General features: G+C 47.2%; 15 protein-coding genes, 1 rRNA gene and 1 other RNA gene. All 17 read right to left on the bottom strand.

Going from position 1 to position 16,104, the window contains the following annotated elements; translation table 11 throughout:
• Positions 1–142 (bottom strand): 16S ribosomal RNA (locus tag BLS15_RS26335); the annotation flags it as partial.
• 302 nt (positions 143–444) lie between these two features.
• Positions 445–702 carry a pro-sigmaK processing inhibitor BofA family protein gene (locus tag BLS15_RS26330; protein WP_036590838.1) on the bottom strand — a complete coding sequence of 86 codons (258 nt, stop codon included), beginning with the start codon at positions 700–702 and terminating at the stop codon, positions 445–447.
• 8 nt (positions 703–710) lie between these two features.
• Positions 711–983 (bottom strand): hypothetical protein, encoded by a 273-nt coding sequence (locus tag BLS15_RS26325; RefSeq protein ID WP_028532440.1) that lies wholly within the window; start codon positions 981–983, stop codon positions 711–713.
• Positions 984–1,204: 221 nt separating this feature from the next.
• Positions 1,205–1,804 carry a recombination mediator RecR gene (recR, locus tag BLS15_RS26320; protein WP_021253424.1) on the bottom strand — a complete coding sequence of 200 codons (600 nt, stop codon included), beginning with the start codon at positions 1,802–1,804 and terminating at the stop codon, positions 1,205–1,207.
• Positions 1,805–1,932: 128 nt separating this feature from the next.
• The gene (locus BLS15_RS26315; protein WP_021253425.1) at positions 1,933–2,244 is read right to left on the bottom strand and encodes a YbaB/EbfC family nucleoid-associated protein; all 312 of its coding nucleotides are present in this window, start codon (positions 2,242–2,244) and stop codon (positions 1,933–1,935) included.
• 36 nt (positions 2,245–2,280) lie between these two features.
• Positions 2,281–4,041, bottom strand: a complete 1,761-nt coding sequence (gene dnaX / locus BLS15_RS26310; RefSeq protein ID WP_021253426.1) for a DNA polymerase III subunit gamma/tau — start codon at positions 4,039–4,041, stop codon at positions 2,281–2,283.
• Between the two features lie 101 nt (positions 4,042–4,142).
• A complete protein-coding gene (locus tag BLS15_RS26305) occupies positions 4,143–5,249 on the bottom strand; it encodes an ATP-binding protein (RefSeq protein ID WP_090514527.1) in 1,107 nt (368 codons plus the stop codon).
• 223 nt (positions 5,250–5,472) lie between these two features.
• Positions 5,473–5,740, bottom strand: an RNA gene (gene ffs / locus BLS15_RS26300) — signal recognition particle sRNA large type.
• 43 nt (positions 5,741–5,783) lie between these two features.
• The gene (locus tag BLS15_RS26295; RefSeq protein WP_139170727.1) at positions 5,784–6,413 is read right to left on the bottom strand and encodes a hypothetical protein; all 630 of its coding nucleotides are present in this window, start codon (positions 6,411–6,413) and stop codon (positions 5,784–5,786) included.
• Between the two features lie 21 nt (positions 6,414–6,434).
• Positions 6,435–7,370, bottom strand: coding sequence for a helix-turn-helix transcriptional regulator (locus BLS15_RS26290; protein WP_021253429.1), 936 nt, complete (start codon positions 7,368–7,370; stop codon positions 6,435–6,437).
• Positions 7,371–7,590: 220 nt separating this feature from the next.
• The gene (gene rpmE / locus BLS15_RS26285) at positions 7,591–7,788 is read right to left on the bottom strand and encodes a 50S ribosomal protein L31 (protein ID WP_021253430.1); all 198 of its coding nucleotides are present in this window, start codon (positions 7,786–7,788) and stop codon (positions 7,591–7,593) included.
• Positions 7,789–7,930: 142 nt separating this feature from the next.
• A complete protein-coding gene (gene rho / locus BLS15_RS26280; protein ID WP_021253431.1) occupies positions 7,931–9,226 on the bottom strand; it encodes a transcription termination factor Rho in 1,296 nt (431 codons plus the stop codon).
• Between the two features lie 473 nt (positions 9,227–9,699).
• Positions 9,700–10,953 carry a UDP-N-acetylglucosamine 1-carboxyvinyltransferase gene (locus tag BLS15_RS26275; RefSeq protein WP_021253432.1) on the bottom strand — a complete coding sequence of 418 codons (1,254 nt, stop codon included), beginning with the start codon at positions 10,951–10,953 and terminating at the stop codon, positions 9,700–9,702.
• Positions 10,954–11,119: 166 nt separating this feature from the next.
• Positions 11,120–11,974 carry a class II fructose-1,6-bisphosphate aldolase gene (gene fba / locus BLS15_RS26270; protein ID WP_021253433.1) on the bottom strand — a complete coding sequence of 285 codons (855 nt, stop codon included), beginning with the start codon at positions 11,972–11,974 and terminating at the stop codon, positions 11,120–11,122.
• Between the two features lie 121 nt (positions 11,975–12,095).
• Complete coding sequence (locus BLS15_RS26265; RefSeq protein WP_090514522.1) at positions 12,096–13,082, bottom strand: Gfo/Idh/MocA family protein; 987 nt, start codon at positions 13,080–13,082, stop codon at positions 12,096–12,098.
• Between the two features lie 263 nt (positions 13,083–13,345).
• Positions 13,346–13,744 carry a response regulator gene (locus BLS15_RS26260; RefSeq protein ID WP_021253435.1) on the bottom strand — a complete coding sequence of 133 codons (399 nt, stop codon included), beginning with the start codon at positions 13,742–13,744 and terminating at the stop codon, positions 13,346–13,348.
• A gap of 234 nt (positions 13,745–13,978) precedes the next feature.
• Positions 13,979–15,580, bottom strand: a complete 1,602-nt coding sequence (locus tag BLS15_RS26255; RefSeq protein ID WP_021253436.1) for a CTP synthase — start codon at positions 15,578–15,580, stop codon at positions 13,979–13,981.
• Positions 15,581–16,104: the final 524 nt, after the last annotated feature.

Below are 16,104 nucleotides of genomic sequence, written 5' to 3'. Positions count from 1 at the left end.
TTATGGGCAGGTTACCTACGTGTTACTCACCCGTCCGCCGCTAACCATCAGGAGTGCAAGCACTCCTTCAAGTCCGCTCGACTTGCATGTATTAGGCACGCCGCCAGCGTTCGTCCTGAGCCAGGATCAAACTCTCCGTTAAAGTTAAGTTTGAACTGCTCATATCTTTTGACGAGGTATTGCTACCTCATTCACAAACGTTGCTCGTTGTTCAGTTTTCAAAGAACAATCTCAGTCAGCAACCAATTTCTTAGTTACTTTCTTTTTCTCACCGCTTTGTCAGCGGCGACTTTTATATCTTATCATTTCGTTCATTTCTTGTCAACACTTTTTTAAAACTTTTTTTCAATCTCTTTTCGAGACTGTTTTTTGTTTTAAGTTTGTTAACTCATGTCCGAAGCGACATTGATTAATTTATCATAAAGACAAGGGGTGCGTCAACCACTAAATACCTACCATTTTAAGGGAAATGACAAGCGCGAGTCCCGGGATACCCAGAAGCCCCACTCCTGTTAATGTGGCAGGGTTGATAGGTACATGGATTCCCGCTATCCACCCCGTCGAATTCACGATGTACAACAGCGCAAATGCGCTAACTCCATGAAGAAGAAAGGTTATGATACCACGCCATGCCAGCCGCTGACGAAATAGCACAATGAACAATCCAGCAATGGACACAAGGAGCAGACCAACCAACAGCATTTTCGTCACTATAATACCTCCCCTAACCGCAATGCATGCATCCCTACGCGCTTGGCTCTCTTCATCAGCATGGCAATCCGCTTCTCAGCTGCCTCAAGCGTCGAGATCGCATAATCCACCTCATCTGTACCTAGTGCATGCTCAAATCGCACACAAGCCATTCTCCACTCCGCAACCGCATTACGGATATCCCTCATAAGAAGCTGCTGCTCAGACAACATTAACCCATACTCACGCTTGTCCCTATTTCGCATGAACCAGTTCTTCATACGTTTCCACATGAGTTCCCCTCCCCACATTCACTTTAGTCATGAATATGAACGTCGGGACAAGACTAGAACCTCTTTATGAGCTGCTTCGACCATGCGAGACAGCACTCTAATGAACAGGAATATCAATCATCCTCTTATAGATAACAAAAAAAGCCCTCGATATTCGAGAGCTTCTATATCAAATCATGAAGAAACAACATTTTAGGCCTGCTCACGATGGAGATCCACCATTACAGAACATCCCTCCGGCCTTCTAACGCCTTAGACAAGGTCACCTCATCGGCGTATTCGAGGTCACCACCCACAGGAAGTCCATGAGCAATTCTCGTTACACGAATGCCAAACGGCTTCACAAGCCGCGAAATATACATCGCTGTTGCTTCCCCTTCAATATTTGGATTCGTAGCCAAAATCAATTCTTTGACCCGCTCATCACTCAAACGCTTAAGCAGCTCAGCAAGACGTATATCCTCTGGGCCTACTCCCTCCATTGGTGATATCGCGCCCTGTAGCACATGGTAATACCCCATGAACTCTTTCGTTCGCTCCATCGCAACCAAATCCTTCGTTTCCTGAACAACACACATTACTGAGGCGTCACGTGTCTTATCCGAGCAGATACGGCAAGGATCAATATCTGTAATATTGCAGCACACAGAGCAGTAGTGCAGGTTCCGCTTCACATTAACGAGCGCCTTTGCAAAATCAATAACGTCATCTTCCTGCATGCGGAGTACATGGAACGCAAGACGAGCCGCTGTCTTCGGCCCAATACCGGGCAAATGTGTAAATGCCTCGATCAACTTGGCGATCGGTTCTGGATAATACAATGCGGGCTCTCCTTTACGATAGCTTAATCAACGAACTCAACATCGTCTCACATCAAAAAATGTCCCCTAAATGGTAGAAACGGCATATACCAGAATCGGTATATGCCTCACATTCGTGTTTCTCTACATTAGAACAAGCCAGGAATTTTCATTCCGCCTGTGAATTTAGACATGTCGTCATTTGCCATGTCTTCTGCTTTAGTCAACGCATCGTTAACTGCAGTAATAACAAGGTCTTGAAGCATTTCGATATCTTCTGCATCTACTACTTCTGGTTTGATGGAGATGCTAAGCAATTTTTTGTGGCCGTTAACCTCTACAGTAACAGCTCCGCCGCCAGATGTACCAGTTGCTTTCTTTTCAGCCAATTCTTCTTGAGCTTTCAACATTTGTTCTTGCATCTTTTTAACTTGTTTCATCATTTGGTTCATATTGTTCATCGCCGTGAATCTCCTTTTTTCTCCATTTAAGATAAGTTACTCTTTTATGACAACGAGATCTTCTCCAAATAACTGGATTGCCTCGTCAATCCATGGTTCTTGAGAATGATTGCGGCCTTCTTGGCCCTCTGGCTCCAGTTGGAACTCTTGCTCTTCCTTATCCTCTGTCTGGGCGGCTGCAGCCTCCCAGTCCTTGAGCATCATCGTATCCATCTGGTATGTCTTGCCGAAGGTCTCGGATAGCACTTGCTCAATCACCTGCTTGTTAGTCGGCTTCTCCGTCGTATCACGATGAATCGAATTTTTGAAACCGATAAGAATTCGATCCTCTAGACATGATACAGGCTCACCGTTAACCAACCAAGCATGAATGGTAACACCGGCTTCCTTCACTCGCTGAAGCACTTGTCCCCAAGTCCCCCGAATGCGATTGAATTCGGCGCTGTTATGATTCGCAAGGTACCGTGTGAACTGCGGTGGCTGTTTAGAGAACTTGGATACGTGTCCAGATGGGCGAGCCGCAGCAGGCGTACGCTCATGCGTTACCTGTTCCTGACGACCTCCACCTGACTTCATCAGCTGTTCAACCTTCGTCTCTAAGGACGTAATCTGTTGACGCAAATGTTGCAGGGAGGATGAATGTTCCATTCCATCCTGCCGAACCTCTCCCTGAGCGGAATCCCCAGTATCCGTATAACGATTCATCGGACGCTGTCCTGAAGCTGCCAATTGAAGCAGCGCGACTTCGAATAAAGTCTGCGGCTGCACAGCATACTTCATATCCGTCTGGTATCGATTCAGCGTATCAATGATATGAAATAGACGACTCTCTGTGAATCCCTCCGCCATTTCACGGAAAGACTCTACGCGAGTCAACCGATCCGTTAGCGCATCCCCGCTCGGCACCATCTTCATCATAAGCAGATCTCGGAAAAAGTACAACAGGCTTTCCATGCACTTATCCGCACTCTTGCCTTCCTGCATCAACTGCTCAACCACCGAAAGAACTGAACCTACATCACCCGCCTGTACTGCTCGGGCAAGCTCCGCAAACCTCTCTTCGGGCATACCTCCTGTAATGTCCAATACCTGTTGATAGGTAATGGCTCCATCAGTAAAGGAGGCAGCTTGATCCAGCAAGCTGATCGCATCACGCATCCCGCCATCAGACAGCTTCGCAATATAAGTCAAACTGTCATGGTCTGCCTGGATGCTCTCTTCTTCGCACACCTGAGCCAAGCGCTGTACTTGCTCAGCAAGTGAAACTCGACGAAAGTCAAATCGCTGGCAACGCGAAATAATCGTGGCCGGAAGTCGATGCGGCTCCGTTGTCGCCAAGATGAACATCACATGCGCTGGCGGCTCTTCTAACGTCTTCAACAAGGCGTTAAAAGCTTCTGTCGTCAACATGTGTACTTCGTCAATGATGTACACTTTGTAGCGAACTTCCGTTGGCGCATACTTCACCTTTTCGCGAAGATCGCGAATTTCCTCTACGCCGCGATTCGATGCAGCATCGATTTCCACTACATCCATCACCGCGCCAGCTGTTATGCGCCGACACGCTTCACAAGCGTTGCAAGGCTCCGGGCCTGGCCCTTGTTCGCAGTTGACAGCCTTCGCCAGTATTTTCGCCGCACTTGTCTTCCCGGTTCCTCTTGGACCGCTGAACAAATATGCATGCGAAAAACGCTGCTCCCGCAGCGAATTTTGCAGCGTTTGAATAATATGCTGTTGTCCGACCATGTCTTGAAATGACTGTGGTCTCCATGCGCGATACAATGCGATATGAGCCATGATGCAACCTCGAAAACGTTTTTACTTATTATACTATATCATAACCTCTAAAAAAACAGCCATTCCCTCTCTTTGGAAAAGAGAGGCGTCCGTCACTGCTGCTATGAACCCTGATAAGGGACAGCGAGCGTGAATGTCGTGCCAAACCCCTTGGATGAAACGCGTATCGTACCGCCCAAATCATGGATAATCCGTTGGCATACCGATAATCCAAGCCCTGTCCCATTCTGCTTCGTGGTGAAGAAGGGATCGAATATCTTATCGACGAGGAACGCAGGAATTCCCGGCCCCGTATCATGGATATCAATCAACACACGTTGCTCCACACTATCCCGCTTCACACTTACCGTAAGTGTGCCACCCTCCACCATCGCCTCAATACCATTTTTGGCGATGTTGATGAACACTTGCTTCAGCAGCTCGCGATCGGCAACCACGTTCGGCACAGTCTCTCCCGCCTCGTATCGAACATGTACGCCGTGCAGCACTGCTTCACTCCGAATAATCGGCAAAATATCATTCATCACCTGATATACATTCACACGCTCAATCGTGACATGCTTCGGCTTGCTTAAGAGTAGAAACTCCCCAACCAACTCATTGATTCGGTTGATTTCGGTCAGCATGATCTCGGTGTAATGGACTTCCTTCGCCATCCCCTTGTCACGCAGCGTCTTCTTGAACATTTGCAGAAACCCCTTAATAGAGGTCAAGGGATTACGAATTTCATGAGCTGTTCCTGCGGCAATCTGTCCAATCATCGCCAGACGGTCGCTTCGCTGTACCTGCTCCTCCAACGAGCGCAAATTAGACACATCCTTGAATAGCACATAAGCACCTACGATCTGCTGCTGTTCATCACGCATGACATTCGAATCCATAAGAAGCTCATATCGATCCACACCATTGCACCAAGAAACAGCATGATTCCGCACACTCACACCTTCAAGCAGAGAACGTTGTACGAGATGATGCTCTGTAGGCATGTCACCAAATAGCTCATTGACCCGTCTCCCGAGCGCCTTCTCTCTCTCCCATCCCATCACTATGCACGCCATATCACTGATGTCTACCAATGTGAACTGATTATTCAGCAGCATGATCCCTAAATTCACATCCTGAATAAAAGCACCGGCAAATTGCTGCAGCAGGGTTAGTTCCGTATCCGCCGCCTGTACATTTGCTCCTTCATTGCAGGAATCAGACATAGAATTCTGCGCCAGAGCGCCGTGTAACGGCATGCTTGAATCGATCATACACTCACCTCTTTTTGCAGAAACGAAAATGAGATATCCGCTCACTTGCTGTTCACTCTAAACTTCGCCATCAGGCAATCTTTTTCCTGCTGTTTATATAATATGAACATGTATTCATATTTATTGAAACAAAAAAACACCGGTTATCCCGGTGTCCTCGTATGCACTATATGAACCGTGCACCTGTTATTGATAATTGCGATCCGAGCGGCACTTCTACACTACGACTCAGGCCAGGCTTCCCTCCGGCACATGAGCTCTCCTACTTATGGCTGCTTCCTTCCGGACCTGACCAAGTTCATAGGCACCCATTGCGGAGGACCCAGCCGTCAACACCGAGTGTAAACGCCAAACCCCACATCGACAAAACCTCTAACAGGAATTCAACCTCGCTACAGCGGATTGCGAGTTACAGGGCACCGCTACCTCCCCGTCTAGCACGGCATAACTTAGTATAGACGATTTGCTGCAAAAGTGCAACTGACGTCATTTGTTAACAGATATGGCATCTGCTTCTTCCTTACTGTCATCCGCATCTTCTTCCATTTGTTGCAAATACTTCAACAGCACACAAAGCAATGAACTCATAAGTCCAGATCCTAAATAAATCCACGGCGTAGCACCTGATACCGGATACAGCCATTGCAGTGCACAAGCTGATAACACCGCATATACCAGTACATAAATGACCCAGAATGAAGCAAGGGACACAGTCTTAGCCACCCAGATGAGCTCCAAAATGATAACCCCTACTAATGCGAAACTTGTGACAGCGAGACTGAGCCATGCCAGTACAACATTACCATCCGGCAGAACTGGCCACCCCCAAGCAGGAAGGGCCCTTGCAGCCAAGCGAAAAATACCGTATTCAACCCCAACAACGAAGAAAGTAGCAACCATCACAATGAATGCGTCTTTGAACAACGTACCCATTCCTCTTTGCACACGATGCCCAAATTGTTCCGATCGCGCATGCTTGCGCCGTTCACTCCACTCTCCTGCCGCAACAAATAGAACCCCCAAGAAAAGCGTGCTTCCGACGATGGACAAGGGCAGCTCACCCTTGATGATGTGCCATATAAATCCCAAACTAAGCTCAAACAACCTTTCGATCATGCCGTTCACGCTCCGCTCCTTCTACTGTGGCCCCAATTCAAAGTCCAAATTCACCGGTTCTTTGGGCATTGTATCATTTACCGCTCGTCCACCCGTAGTAGGTACAGATTCATCAACAATATCCAAGCGAAATCCATCCACCCAGACTTGACCCGGACCGCTTAATAGCACGCCAAATGCAATCGCCTCCGCATAAGGTGCAATATCAAGTACAACTTCATAGGGCCTCCATTCGGTCGTGCCGCTAATCGGACGATTGTCCATGTTGTCGAAGTTAATAGGCACTTCATCCTTCCCGTCAATCCGCATCCACATGCCTGCCCATCCCTGCACGTCGTCCGTCTTCAGAAACGCTGATAAACGAAGGCGCTGTCCCACATAATTCTCAGCCTTGAACATTTGCATCAACGTGCCAAATCCTCGTGGATCCGCATCCACTCTTCCTTGAATCGTACCTGACGTCCTCCCGCGATATACATGAACGCGATCAAGAGTAACGCTATATTGGTGCGGATACACACCTGTTATGATCCATCCCTGTGGAGCAGACTGCATCATCCCATATCCGGTATTCTCAGATTGATTGTTCTCATCCATTCGATGATCCCCCTCTGGCGTGTAAAAGCATCGGAAACCTTGGCGGTATACATGCGGTGTCATGCCATACCGCTGCTTAAAAGCACGAGTGAAGCTGTCTTGCCCAGAAAATTGATATTCTAATGCGATGTCCAGTATGCGCTTGTCCGTTGACAACAGCTCCACCGCAGCCCTTGCCAATCTGCGCTCCCGTAATAATGTCCCCACACTGACACCCACATGCCGCTGAAACACACGATTAAAGTGAAAACGGGAGACCGTGCAATGTTCCGCTATGTCTGCTGCATCCACGTCCTCTGTAATATGCAGTTCTATGTAGGCTATTGCTTCTTTGATCCATTTCTCGTGCTCCAGCCACATAGCCAGCCCCCCAGTCATCTTGAGGCAATGCCAGCACATGCCTCGTAAATCCCCATTCCATTCAATCGTACCGTATTTACTCCCCTTTGTTTTGACATTTTGTGCGAAATCGAGTTCCGGACAGCAAACATCAAGTCAGGAAGGATAAAAATATACAAAAAAAAAAAATGAACTCCCTTGGCTGTTGCCAGCAAGGGAGTCCATATCGTAAACAGACGTATTAGATACCGTATTTCTTTTTGAATCGATCCACACGACCACCAGCATCCAAGAACTTCTGCTTACCTGTGAAGAATGGATGGCAAGCGGAGCAAACCTCTACCTTCAAGTTCTCTTTAACGGAACCTGTTTCGAAAGAGTTGCCGCATGCGCAAGTTACAGTCGTAATGAAGTATTTCGGTTGAATTGCTTCTTTCACTCGAATTCACCTCTTTCCGCCCTGAGCCCTTTGCGTGCCCAGAGTATATAAAAACACATGAATGGATTATAGCATGTTTGCATCTAGTTCGCAATCTCATGTTATAACCATATTCTTGTCCGCCATAACAGCGAACGAGCGCTTAGGAGCTCACAGAGCTGCTGCGTGTTCTGCGCGGAGGCGGGGTTGGTGTTCCGCTCGTATCAAGTGCTGCAAGGAACTCTTCGTTCGTCTTCGAATCACGCATCTTCTTCAAGAATTGATCCACGAATTCCGGAGACTCGTTCATGTTCTTACGAATTGCCCACAGCTTATCAAGCTCTTCCTTCGACAACAGCATTTCCTCGCGACGTGTACCCGAGCGACGAATATCGATAGCCGGGAAGATACGGCGTTCAGCCAGCTTACGATCCAGATGAAGCTCCATATTACCCGTACCTTTAAATTCTTCATAAATGATGTCATCCATACGTGATCCTGTCTCAACGAGTGCCGTTGCCAAGATCGTCAAGCTTCCACCCTCTTCAATGTTGCGGGCAGAACCGAAGAAGCGCTTTGGACGATGGAAGGAAGCTGGATCAATACCACCAGACAACGTACGGCCAGACGGCGGAACCACGAGGTTGTATGCTCGCGCCAAGCGCGTAATACTGTCAAGCAGGATAACAACATCCTTCTTATGTTCCACGAGACGCAGTGCACGCTCCAGAACAAGTTCTGTTACCTTGATGTGGTTCTCAGGCACTTCATCAAATGTGGATGCTACAACCTCACCTTTTACAGAACGCTGCATATCCGTTACTTCTTCCGGACGCTCATCAATAAGCAGAACGAACAGTTCAATCTCAGGATGGTTGGTCGAGATGCTATTTGCAATCTCCTTCAGAAGCAATGTCTTACCTGCCTTAGGAGGGGCGACGATTAGCCCGCGTTGTCCAAGACCAACAGGTGCGAGCATGTCCATAATGCGTGTGGACACTTTGTTGGAAGCCATCTCAAGCACAAGTTTCTTCTCTGGATATAGCGGCGTCAGGGCCGGGAAGTGCAAGCGTTGAGCTGCTTCATCCGGATTCTCACCATTGACGGCGTTAATCTGAAGCAATCCGAAATAGCGTTCGTTCTCTTTTGGCGGACGGCATTTTCCTGATACAAGATCACCAGTACGCAAATCAAATCTGCGAATCTGAGATTGAGAGATATAAATATCTTCCGAGCTAGGCAAATAGTTAATAGGACGCAAGAAGCCGAAGCCCTCTGGAAGGATGTCCAATACTCCCTCCATAAACATGAAGCCGCCTTGTTCCGCCTGCGCGCGCAAGATAGCAAATATTAATTCTTTTTTCTTCATTTGACCATAGCCAGGAATCTGAAATTGTTTTGCTAGTTTATATAGCTCGGTCAGCTTCTTCGTTTCCAAATCGGAAATTTGTAAATCCATGAATACAACTCCTATTCTGTTGATAAATACAAATGATGTCAGAAGGATAAGTCCATTGTGAAATCGTTACGTATAAACGCAGCGGCGTGTCAACATGAGATATGAAGGCTGGTTGATACAATGAGATGGTGGACAGATAACAGATGGGAACCATTCGGTCTGGGTAAAAGATAGCCGTTGAAGCGAAGCACTTATGGAAGTGATGGTGCTAAACGCTGCAGCCTCTCCAAGGAATAGAAAGGGAAATACTCTTCGTACGTTCAATCCTGCCAAAAAGTTGCATTTTCTTCTGTATCCGAAAGAGAATGCTCCACTTCCACTCTCTTTCGGACACAGTCCAATACACAAACGACGAATACTAGATGAAATTCCGCACAGCCACATGAGCAGGGCGCATCATGGGGCGCACCGCCACACCTTAACTGACGATCGCGAAATGATCATTATCCTATTTTTACCCTATTACCGTCGAATTATTCCGTCTGACGCCATACATCAGCGCCTAAATTTCGCAAATTTGTGACTAGGTTGTCATAGCCACGGTCAATATACTCTACGCCGGAGATTTCAGTAATGCCATCCGCTACTGTTAGTCCTGCAATGACAAGCGATGCTCCCGCACGCAAATCCGCTGCTTTCACTTTCGCGGCATGCAACTTGGTTCCTTCAATGACAGCAGAGCGACCTTCTACACGGATTTTGGCTCCCATGCGAAGCAGCTCAGGCACATTCTTAAATCGATTGCTATATACGAGATCGGACAGCATACTTACACCAGTTGCTTGCGTGAGCAAGCTTATCATCGGTGATTGAAGATCGGTTGCGAATCCTGGATATACAAGCGCCTTTACATCGATAGACTCGTAGTCAGGCTGGCCAAGCACGCGAAGGGATTCGTCCCCTTCTACGACTTGCACACCCATTTCCTCCAGCTTCGCCGTAAGTGCTTCCAAGTGCTTAGGGATAATATTGTCGATGAGAATATCGCCGCGCGTTGCAGCAGCAGCGATCATATAGGTTCCTGCTTGAATGCGATCCGGAATGATAGAATGACGGCAGCCATGCAGCCCTTCTACACCTTCAATACGAATCGATTCCGTACCAGCACCCTTGATTTTGGCACCCATTGCATTGAGCAGGGTTGCCACATCTATAATTTCAGGCTCTTTGGCCGCATTTTCGATAATGGTGATGCCTTTGGCTCGGGAAGCCGCAAGCATAATATTAATGGTTGCTCCTACACTAACCACATCGAGGTAGATTTTGGCGCCGCGCAATTCACGCGCCGAAATATGGATCGCTCCATGTTCATTGGTTACCGTAGCACCCAATGCTTCGAATCCTTTAATATGCTGATCAATCGGACGGGGTTCAAAGTTGCATCCTCCAGGCATGCCTATAGTTGCTTCGCCAAAGCGGCCGAGCAAGGCGCCCATTAAATAATAAGAGGCCCGCAATTTCTTCACAGGTCCGTTATACATCGGCATCGAAATCATGCTAGATGGATCAATTCGCAAGGCAGAACCTTCCCAGCTTGCCTCTCCACCGAGTTCGGTAATAATCTCCGTATAGGTTGCAACATCACTTAATGCCGGCAAGTTATCGAGCACTACTTCACTCTCTGCTAAAATCGCCGCAGGAATGAGTGCGACTGCACTGTTCTTCGCACCGCTGATCTGCACAGTGCCACGCAGCGGCCGCCCACCGCAAATCATTAACTTTTCCATCACAAGCTAAGTTCCCCCCACGCCGCACCTATCACAGGTTCGGCTCGCCCATATGCTTTATTGGATTCATGTTCATTCATCATAACGCTAAATAATCGCAAAAAAGGGAAGAACACCGGCGAACCGGTGCTTTTCCCGCATTCGTAAACATAAATATGAGTATCAATTATGCTTGGTTGTTGGATCCGAACAAGCGGATTTTGTTGCGAACAACTTCAACCATTGCATTGCGTGCTGGCGTCAAGTATTTGCGAGGGTCGATAACGTTCGCATCTTTAGCCAATGCTTCGCGGATAGCCGCTGTGCAAGCAACTTGGTTTTCTGTGTTCACGTTGATTTTACCTGCACCTGCTGCGATCGCCTTGCGAATGGATTCGTCAGGTACACCGGAACCGCCGTGCAATACGACTGGAACTGGGATTTTGGAAGCTACTGCTTCAATGATATCGTAGTGAAGTTTAGGCTCGCCTTTGTACATGCCGTGAGCAGTACCAACAGCGATTGCAAGTGCATCTACGCCAGTTTCTTCGTAGAAGCGGATTGCTTCTTCTGGGTTAGCCAATTGAGCTGCATCTTCGTCTACGTGAAGATCGTCTTCAACACCGCCGATTGTACCCAATTCACCTTCAACGGATACGCCCATAGCGTGAGCTGCTTTAACGACTTCTTTAGTCAAACGGATGTTGTCTTCGTATGCATGGTGGGAACCATCGAACATAACGGAAGAGAATCCGGCACGAATACAAGCCATAGCTACTTCAAATGTGCTACCATGGTCAAGGTGCAAAGCGATTGGCAAGCCGGATTTCTTAGCAGCTGCCTCAGCCATTGCTACTGTGTACTCCATTCCCATGTAACGCAAAGCGCCTTCGGATACACCAAAGATAATTGGTGCGTTTTCTTCCATCGCCGCTTCTGTAATTGCTTGTGTGAATTCCAAGTTATTGATGTTGAACTGACCTACTGCAAATTTGTTTTCTTTTGCTTTAGGCAAGAACTCGTTCATCGAAACTAATGGCATGGTCTCCATCCTCCTAGGAAGTTGTTCGTCGTCTGTCTATCTAGATTATAGCCGACATCTTATACGGTGTTATTATATCACAATTGGGCGTGAAAAAGTAAACAACCTCTTGACAAAACAGCTACATTACGTTTACGGCTACCGCTTTCCCCGAAACCGCTGCCTCATTGGCCGCTTCCATCAATTTTGTCAGGTCCAGCGCCATTTTTACGTTGTCCATGCTCACTTCTCTGCACTGCACATGACCGACCCATTGCTCAAACATATTTGGGATCTGTTCATCAAGTGGAACGATGTTCCATTCACCATCCCCCTCATTCAGTCGAATGCGTATTTGCTCATCCGGCATTCCGTACATAATGCTTCCTCTTGCACCATGAATCTCAATTATGAACGGGGATTGACCGGTAACAAACCCTGTTTCAGCAATTCCAATGGCACCTCCAGTATATTGGAGCAGCGCAACTGCGTTATCCTCTACTTCTTTACCCGTAACATAGCCATACGACGCAGTTACGGCCTCAGGCATACCCAACAGTGCACGGGTAATGTACATCGGATGACAGCCAAGATCAATCATTGCCCCACCGCCGCATTCCGCCCGGTTGTAGAAATGCTCTGGCAGCCATCCTGCCAGCGCTCCATTATGCGCCATACGCACACGGACAAGCGATACATCGCCTATAGCACCCTCTTCTACTATCCGACGCAGCGTAACAATATCGCGCTCACACAGCTTCCGAAGAGCAACATTCAACACAACACCATTGGCTTCCACAGCATTCACGATGCGTTCCGCTTCAGCTGACGTAAGCGCTAATACTTTCTCAGTGAAGATGTGCTTGCCAGCTTCCGCTGCCTTCACCATAATATCCTCGTGGAGGGAAGTCGGCGCTACTACGACAATCGCATCAATATCCTCTCTCAACAGCATGTCATCCAAGATCGGATAATAAGGCACATGATAACGTCCTGCATAGCGCTCTCCGCACTTGGCATCTTCATCCCATATTCCAACTAGCTCTGTATCTGGATGATGAAGGATGAAATCTGTATACTCTTCTGCATGAACATGCCAATAACTACAAACTGCTACACGTATCATCATTAACACCCCTGTATGATCCCTTATTGTCTTACTGATGTTATTTTGCTTAGCAAGTATAGGCCAGGATTTAGACAACACGAGAAACGAGGAAAGCCCCTAATGGGGTCTCTGCTGAGCGCCCTCCACTAGAGGCATGTCCAATTCTTCGTTCTTCGTACCACATAGCAATAATCGAAGGCCTTCCTCCGACCTTGCTCGGATAACATTGAAGAAGGCCAGGGCATCCCCCGGCATGTTTCTTGTTTATCGTTCGTACGCCACTTCTAAGAAGGCATAGTCATCTGATTATTCGGCTGTCCCTGCTCTAATGTCATATTGACCGCAACCCTCATCTCATCGATGTCGAAAGGCTTCGTAAAGTGCATCAATGCTCCGAGGTCCGTAGCTTCCTTAATCATATCCAACTCGCCGTAAGCGGTCATCATAATCACATTCATATGCGGCTTCATCAACTTGATCTGCTTCAAAATTTCCAACCCATCCATGCCCGGTATCTTCATGTCCAACAGGACAATATCCGGCGACTCCTCTCTTACGATCTCAAGCGCCATCTTGCCATTGGAAGCTTGATAGGTCGTATATCCTTCGCTACTGAACACTTCCATGAGAAGAACCCGAATACCATTCTGATCATCGACAATCAATACTTTCTTATTACTCAACTGGTACCCCTCCCACCGCGTCTCACGAGCGAGTGTGCAGCATCCTCTAGTTCGAATGAGTTAATCTCTCACACTGCATGCTTATTTTACCACTCCACATGTACTGTACATATTCGCTTCTTTACAATAAAATCCTTCTTCTTTCAGGAAAAACATCACAACTCCCACATAAAAGCAAAAAAAGCGAAGACTCTCCAATTAGGAAAGCCTTCGCTTCATATATTTTATGCGTTATTATCCACGGTGCTTCATTGCCGCTTTGACGAATTCACGGAACAATGGCTGCGGACGGTTCGGACGAGAGATAAACTCTGGATGGAACTGAACAGCCAAGAACCATGGATGGCTTGGAAGCTCGACAATTTCCACCAGTCGGCCGTCTGGGGACGTACCGCTAATCTTCAATCCAGCACCTTCAATTACTTCACGATATTCATTGTTGAATTCATAGCGATGGCGGTGACGCTCGTACACCAGCTCATCATTGTAGCAAGACATAGCGAGTGATCCCTCTTGCAGCTTGCAAGGGTACAGACCAAGACGCATTGTGCCGCCCAAATCTTCAATATCCTTCTGCTCTGGAAGCAGATCGATAACCGGATATTCTGTTGCTGGGTTGATTTCGGAGCTGTTCGCGCCATTCAATGCTGCGATAGAGCGTGCATATTCAATAACCGCAACTTGCATACCAAGGCAAATACCGAAGAACGGAATTTGTTGTTCACGCGCATAGCGGATCGCTGTTACTTTACCTTCGATACCACGATCGCCAAATCCACCTGGTACCAAGATACCGTGTACACCCGACAACTCTGCATCTACGTTTTCTTCTGTAATCTCTTCTGCATTCACCCAACGGATATTGACTTCTGTATTTGCATCAATACCTGCGTGAGCCAATGCTTCTACGATAGACAAGTATGCATCATGAAGAGCAACATACTTACCAACGATTGCAATCTCAACTTGTCCTTGAAGCTGCTTCACACGGTCAACAAGCTTCGTCCATTCCACCATGTCTGGTTCTGGTGTTTGAAGCTTCAAATGATTTACAACATAATCATCCATTCCTTGCTCATGAAGCATCAATGGTACTTCATACAACGTGGAAGCGTCACGGCATTCTACAACCGCATTCGCATCAATGTCGCAGAACAAGGAAATCTTGCGCTTCATATCCTCTGCAAGCTCATGTTCTGTACGGCATACGAGCATATTCGGTTGAATACCGATGCTGCGCAATTCTTTGACACTGTGCTGTGTCGGCTTCGTTTTCACTTCGCCCGCAGCCTTGATGTAAGGGATCAAGGTAACGTGAATATACATCACGTTGTCACGGCCTACATCACTCTTAATTTGACGAATTGCTTCCAAGAACGGCAAGCTCTCGATATCGCCGACTGTGCCACCGATTTCGGTAATAACTACATCAGAGCCGGATTCCTTACCTGCACGGAATACGCGTTCTTTGATTTCATTTGTAATATGCGGAATAACTTGTACAGTTCCGCCAAGGTATTCACCGCGGCGTTCCTTTGAAATAACTGTAGAATACACTTTACCTGTTGTCACGTTGCTGTTCTTCGACAGGTTGATGTCGATGAAGCGCTCGTAGTGACCCAAGTCAAGGTCTGTCTCAGCTCCGTCATCTGTTACGAATACTTCGCCATGCTGATAAGGGCTCATTGTGCCCGGGTCAACGTTAATGTAAGGATCAAATTTTTGGATCGTTACTTTGAGCCCCCGATTTTTCAGCAATCTGCCCAGGGATGCAGCCGTAATCCCTTTACCAAGAGAAGAAACGACGCCGCCCGTTACAAAAATATACTTTGCCACTGGTGAAACCCTCCTATGATCAAGTGCATTCAAGACATGTTCTCGGGAGGCTTTGTCTGTAGAACAGGTTCGATACACGCGAGTTCCATAATCTCATGATGTTATCGTAACCCATTTATGCGATATTCATTGATGCAAAATGTCATTAAAAAAGCTCCTGTCTAAAATGTCCGGAAATGGTGTTCCGTAGTGGACGGGAGCTATTTTATACGAATCAAATTGTACCAATTGCAATCGGCAACAAAGCCATAAAAAACTGCAATTCGTATCCTAAAAAAACAAAAAAGTGACTCCCGTAGTGTCACGGGGCACTTTCTTCATATGTGAAAATGACTCTATTTAATTACGTGCAAATGCAAAGCCCATATGCTAGTTTACTCTGTAGGCATTCTCGTGTCAAGGGAGATCGAGTTGATTTTTCGCAGGGGCAGATTATATGGAAAATGCCGCTTACGTATCCCTCCTGAACATACCCCAATCAGCTAGGATATACAGGAAAAATAAGCAAGCGGCATTCTAAAATG

The organism is Paenibacillus sp. cl6col, assembly GCF_900102125.1.
Classification (GTDB): Bacteria; Bacillota; Bacilli; order Paenibacillales; family Paenibacillaceae; genus Paenibacillus_B; species Paenibacillus_B suaedae.
Note: the sequence above shows the minus strand (reverse complement) of the source record. Positions and strands in the feature narration are given on the sequence as shown.

Excerpts from the sequence above, each read along its gene's own strand:
- BLS15_RS26330 (WP_036590838.1), bottom strand. The coding sequence starts at position 702 with ATGCTGTTGGTTGGTCTGCTCCTTGTGTCCATTGCTGGATTGTTCATT.
- fba (WP_021253433.1), bottom strand. The coding sequence starts at position 11,974 with ATGCCATTAGTTTCGATGAACGAGTTCTTGCCTAAAGCAAAAGAAAAC.
- BLS15_RS26315 (WP_021253425.1), bottom strand. The coding sequence starts at position 2,244 with ATGAACAATATGAACCAAATGATGAAACAAGTTAAAAAGATGCAAGAA.
- BLS15_RS26275 (WP_021253432.1), bottom strand. The coding sequence starts at position 10,953 with ATGGAAAAGTTAATGATTTGCGGTGGGCGGCCGCTGCGTGGCACTGTG.
- BLS15_RS26325 (WP_028532440.1), bottom strand. The coding sequence starts at position 983 with ATGTGGAAACGTATGAAGAACTGGTTCATGCGAAATAGGGACAAGCGT.
- BLS15_RS26265 (WP_090514522.1), bottom strand. The coding sequence starts at position 13,082 with ATGATGATACGTGTAGCAGTTTGTAGTTATTGGCATGTTCATGCAGAA.
- BLS15_RS26295 (WP_139170727.1), bottom strand. The coding sequence starts at position 6,413 with ATGATCGAAAGGTTGTTTGAGCTTAGTTTGGGATTTATATGGCACATC.
- dnaX (WP_021253426.1), bottom strand. The coding sequence starts at position 4,041 with ATGGCTCATATCGCATTGTATCGCGCATGGAGACCACAGTCATTTCAA.
- BLS15_RS26290 (WP_021253429.1), bottom strand. The coding sequence starts at position 7,370 with ATGTGGCTGGAGCACGAGAAATGGATCAAAGAAGCAATAGCCTACATA.
- BLS15_RS26305 (WP_090514527.1), bottom strand. The coding sequence starts at position 5,249 with ATGTCTGATTCCTGCAATGAAGGAGCAAATGTACAGGCGGCGGATACG.
- rho (WP_021253431.1), bottom strand. The coding sequence starts at position 9,226 with ATGGATTTACAAATTTCCGATTTGGAAACGAAGAAGCTGACCGAGCTA.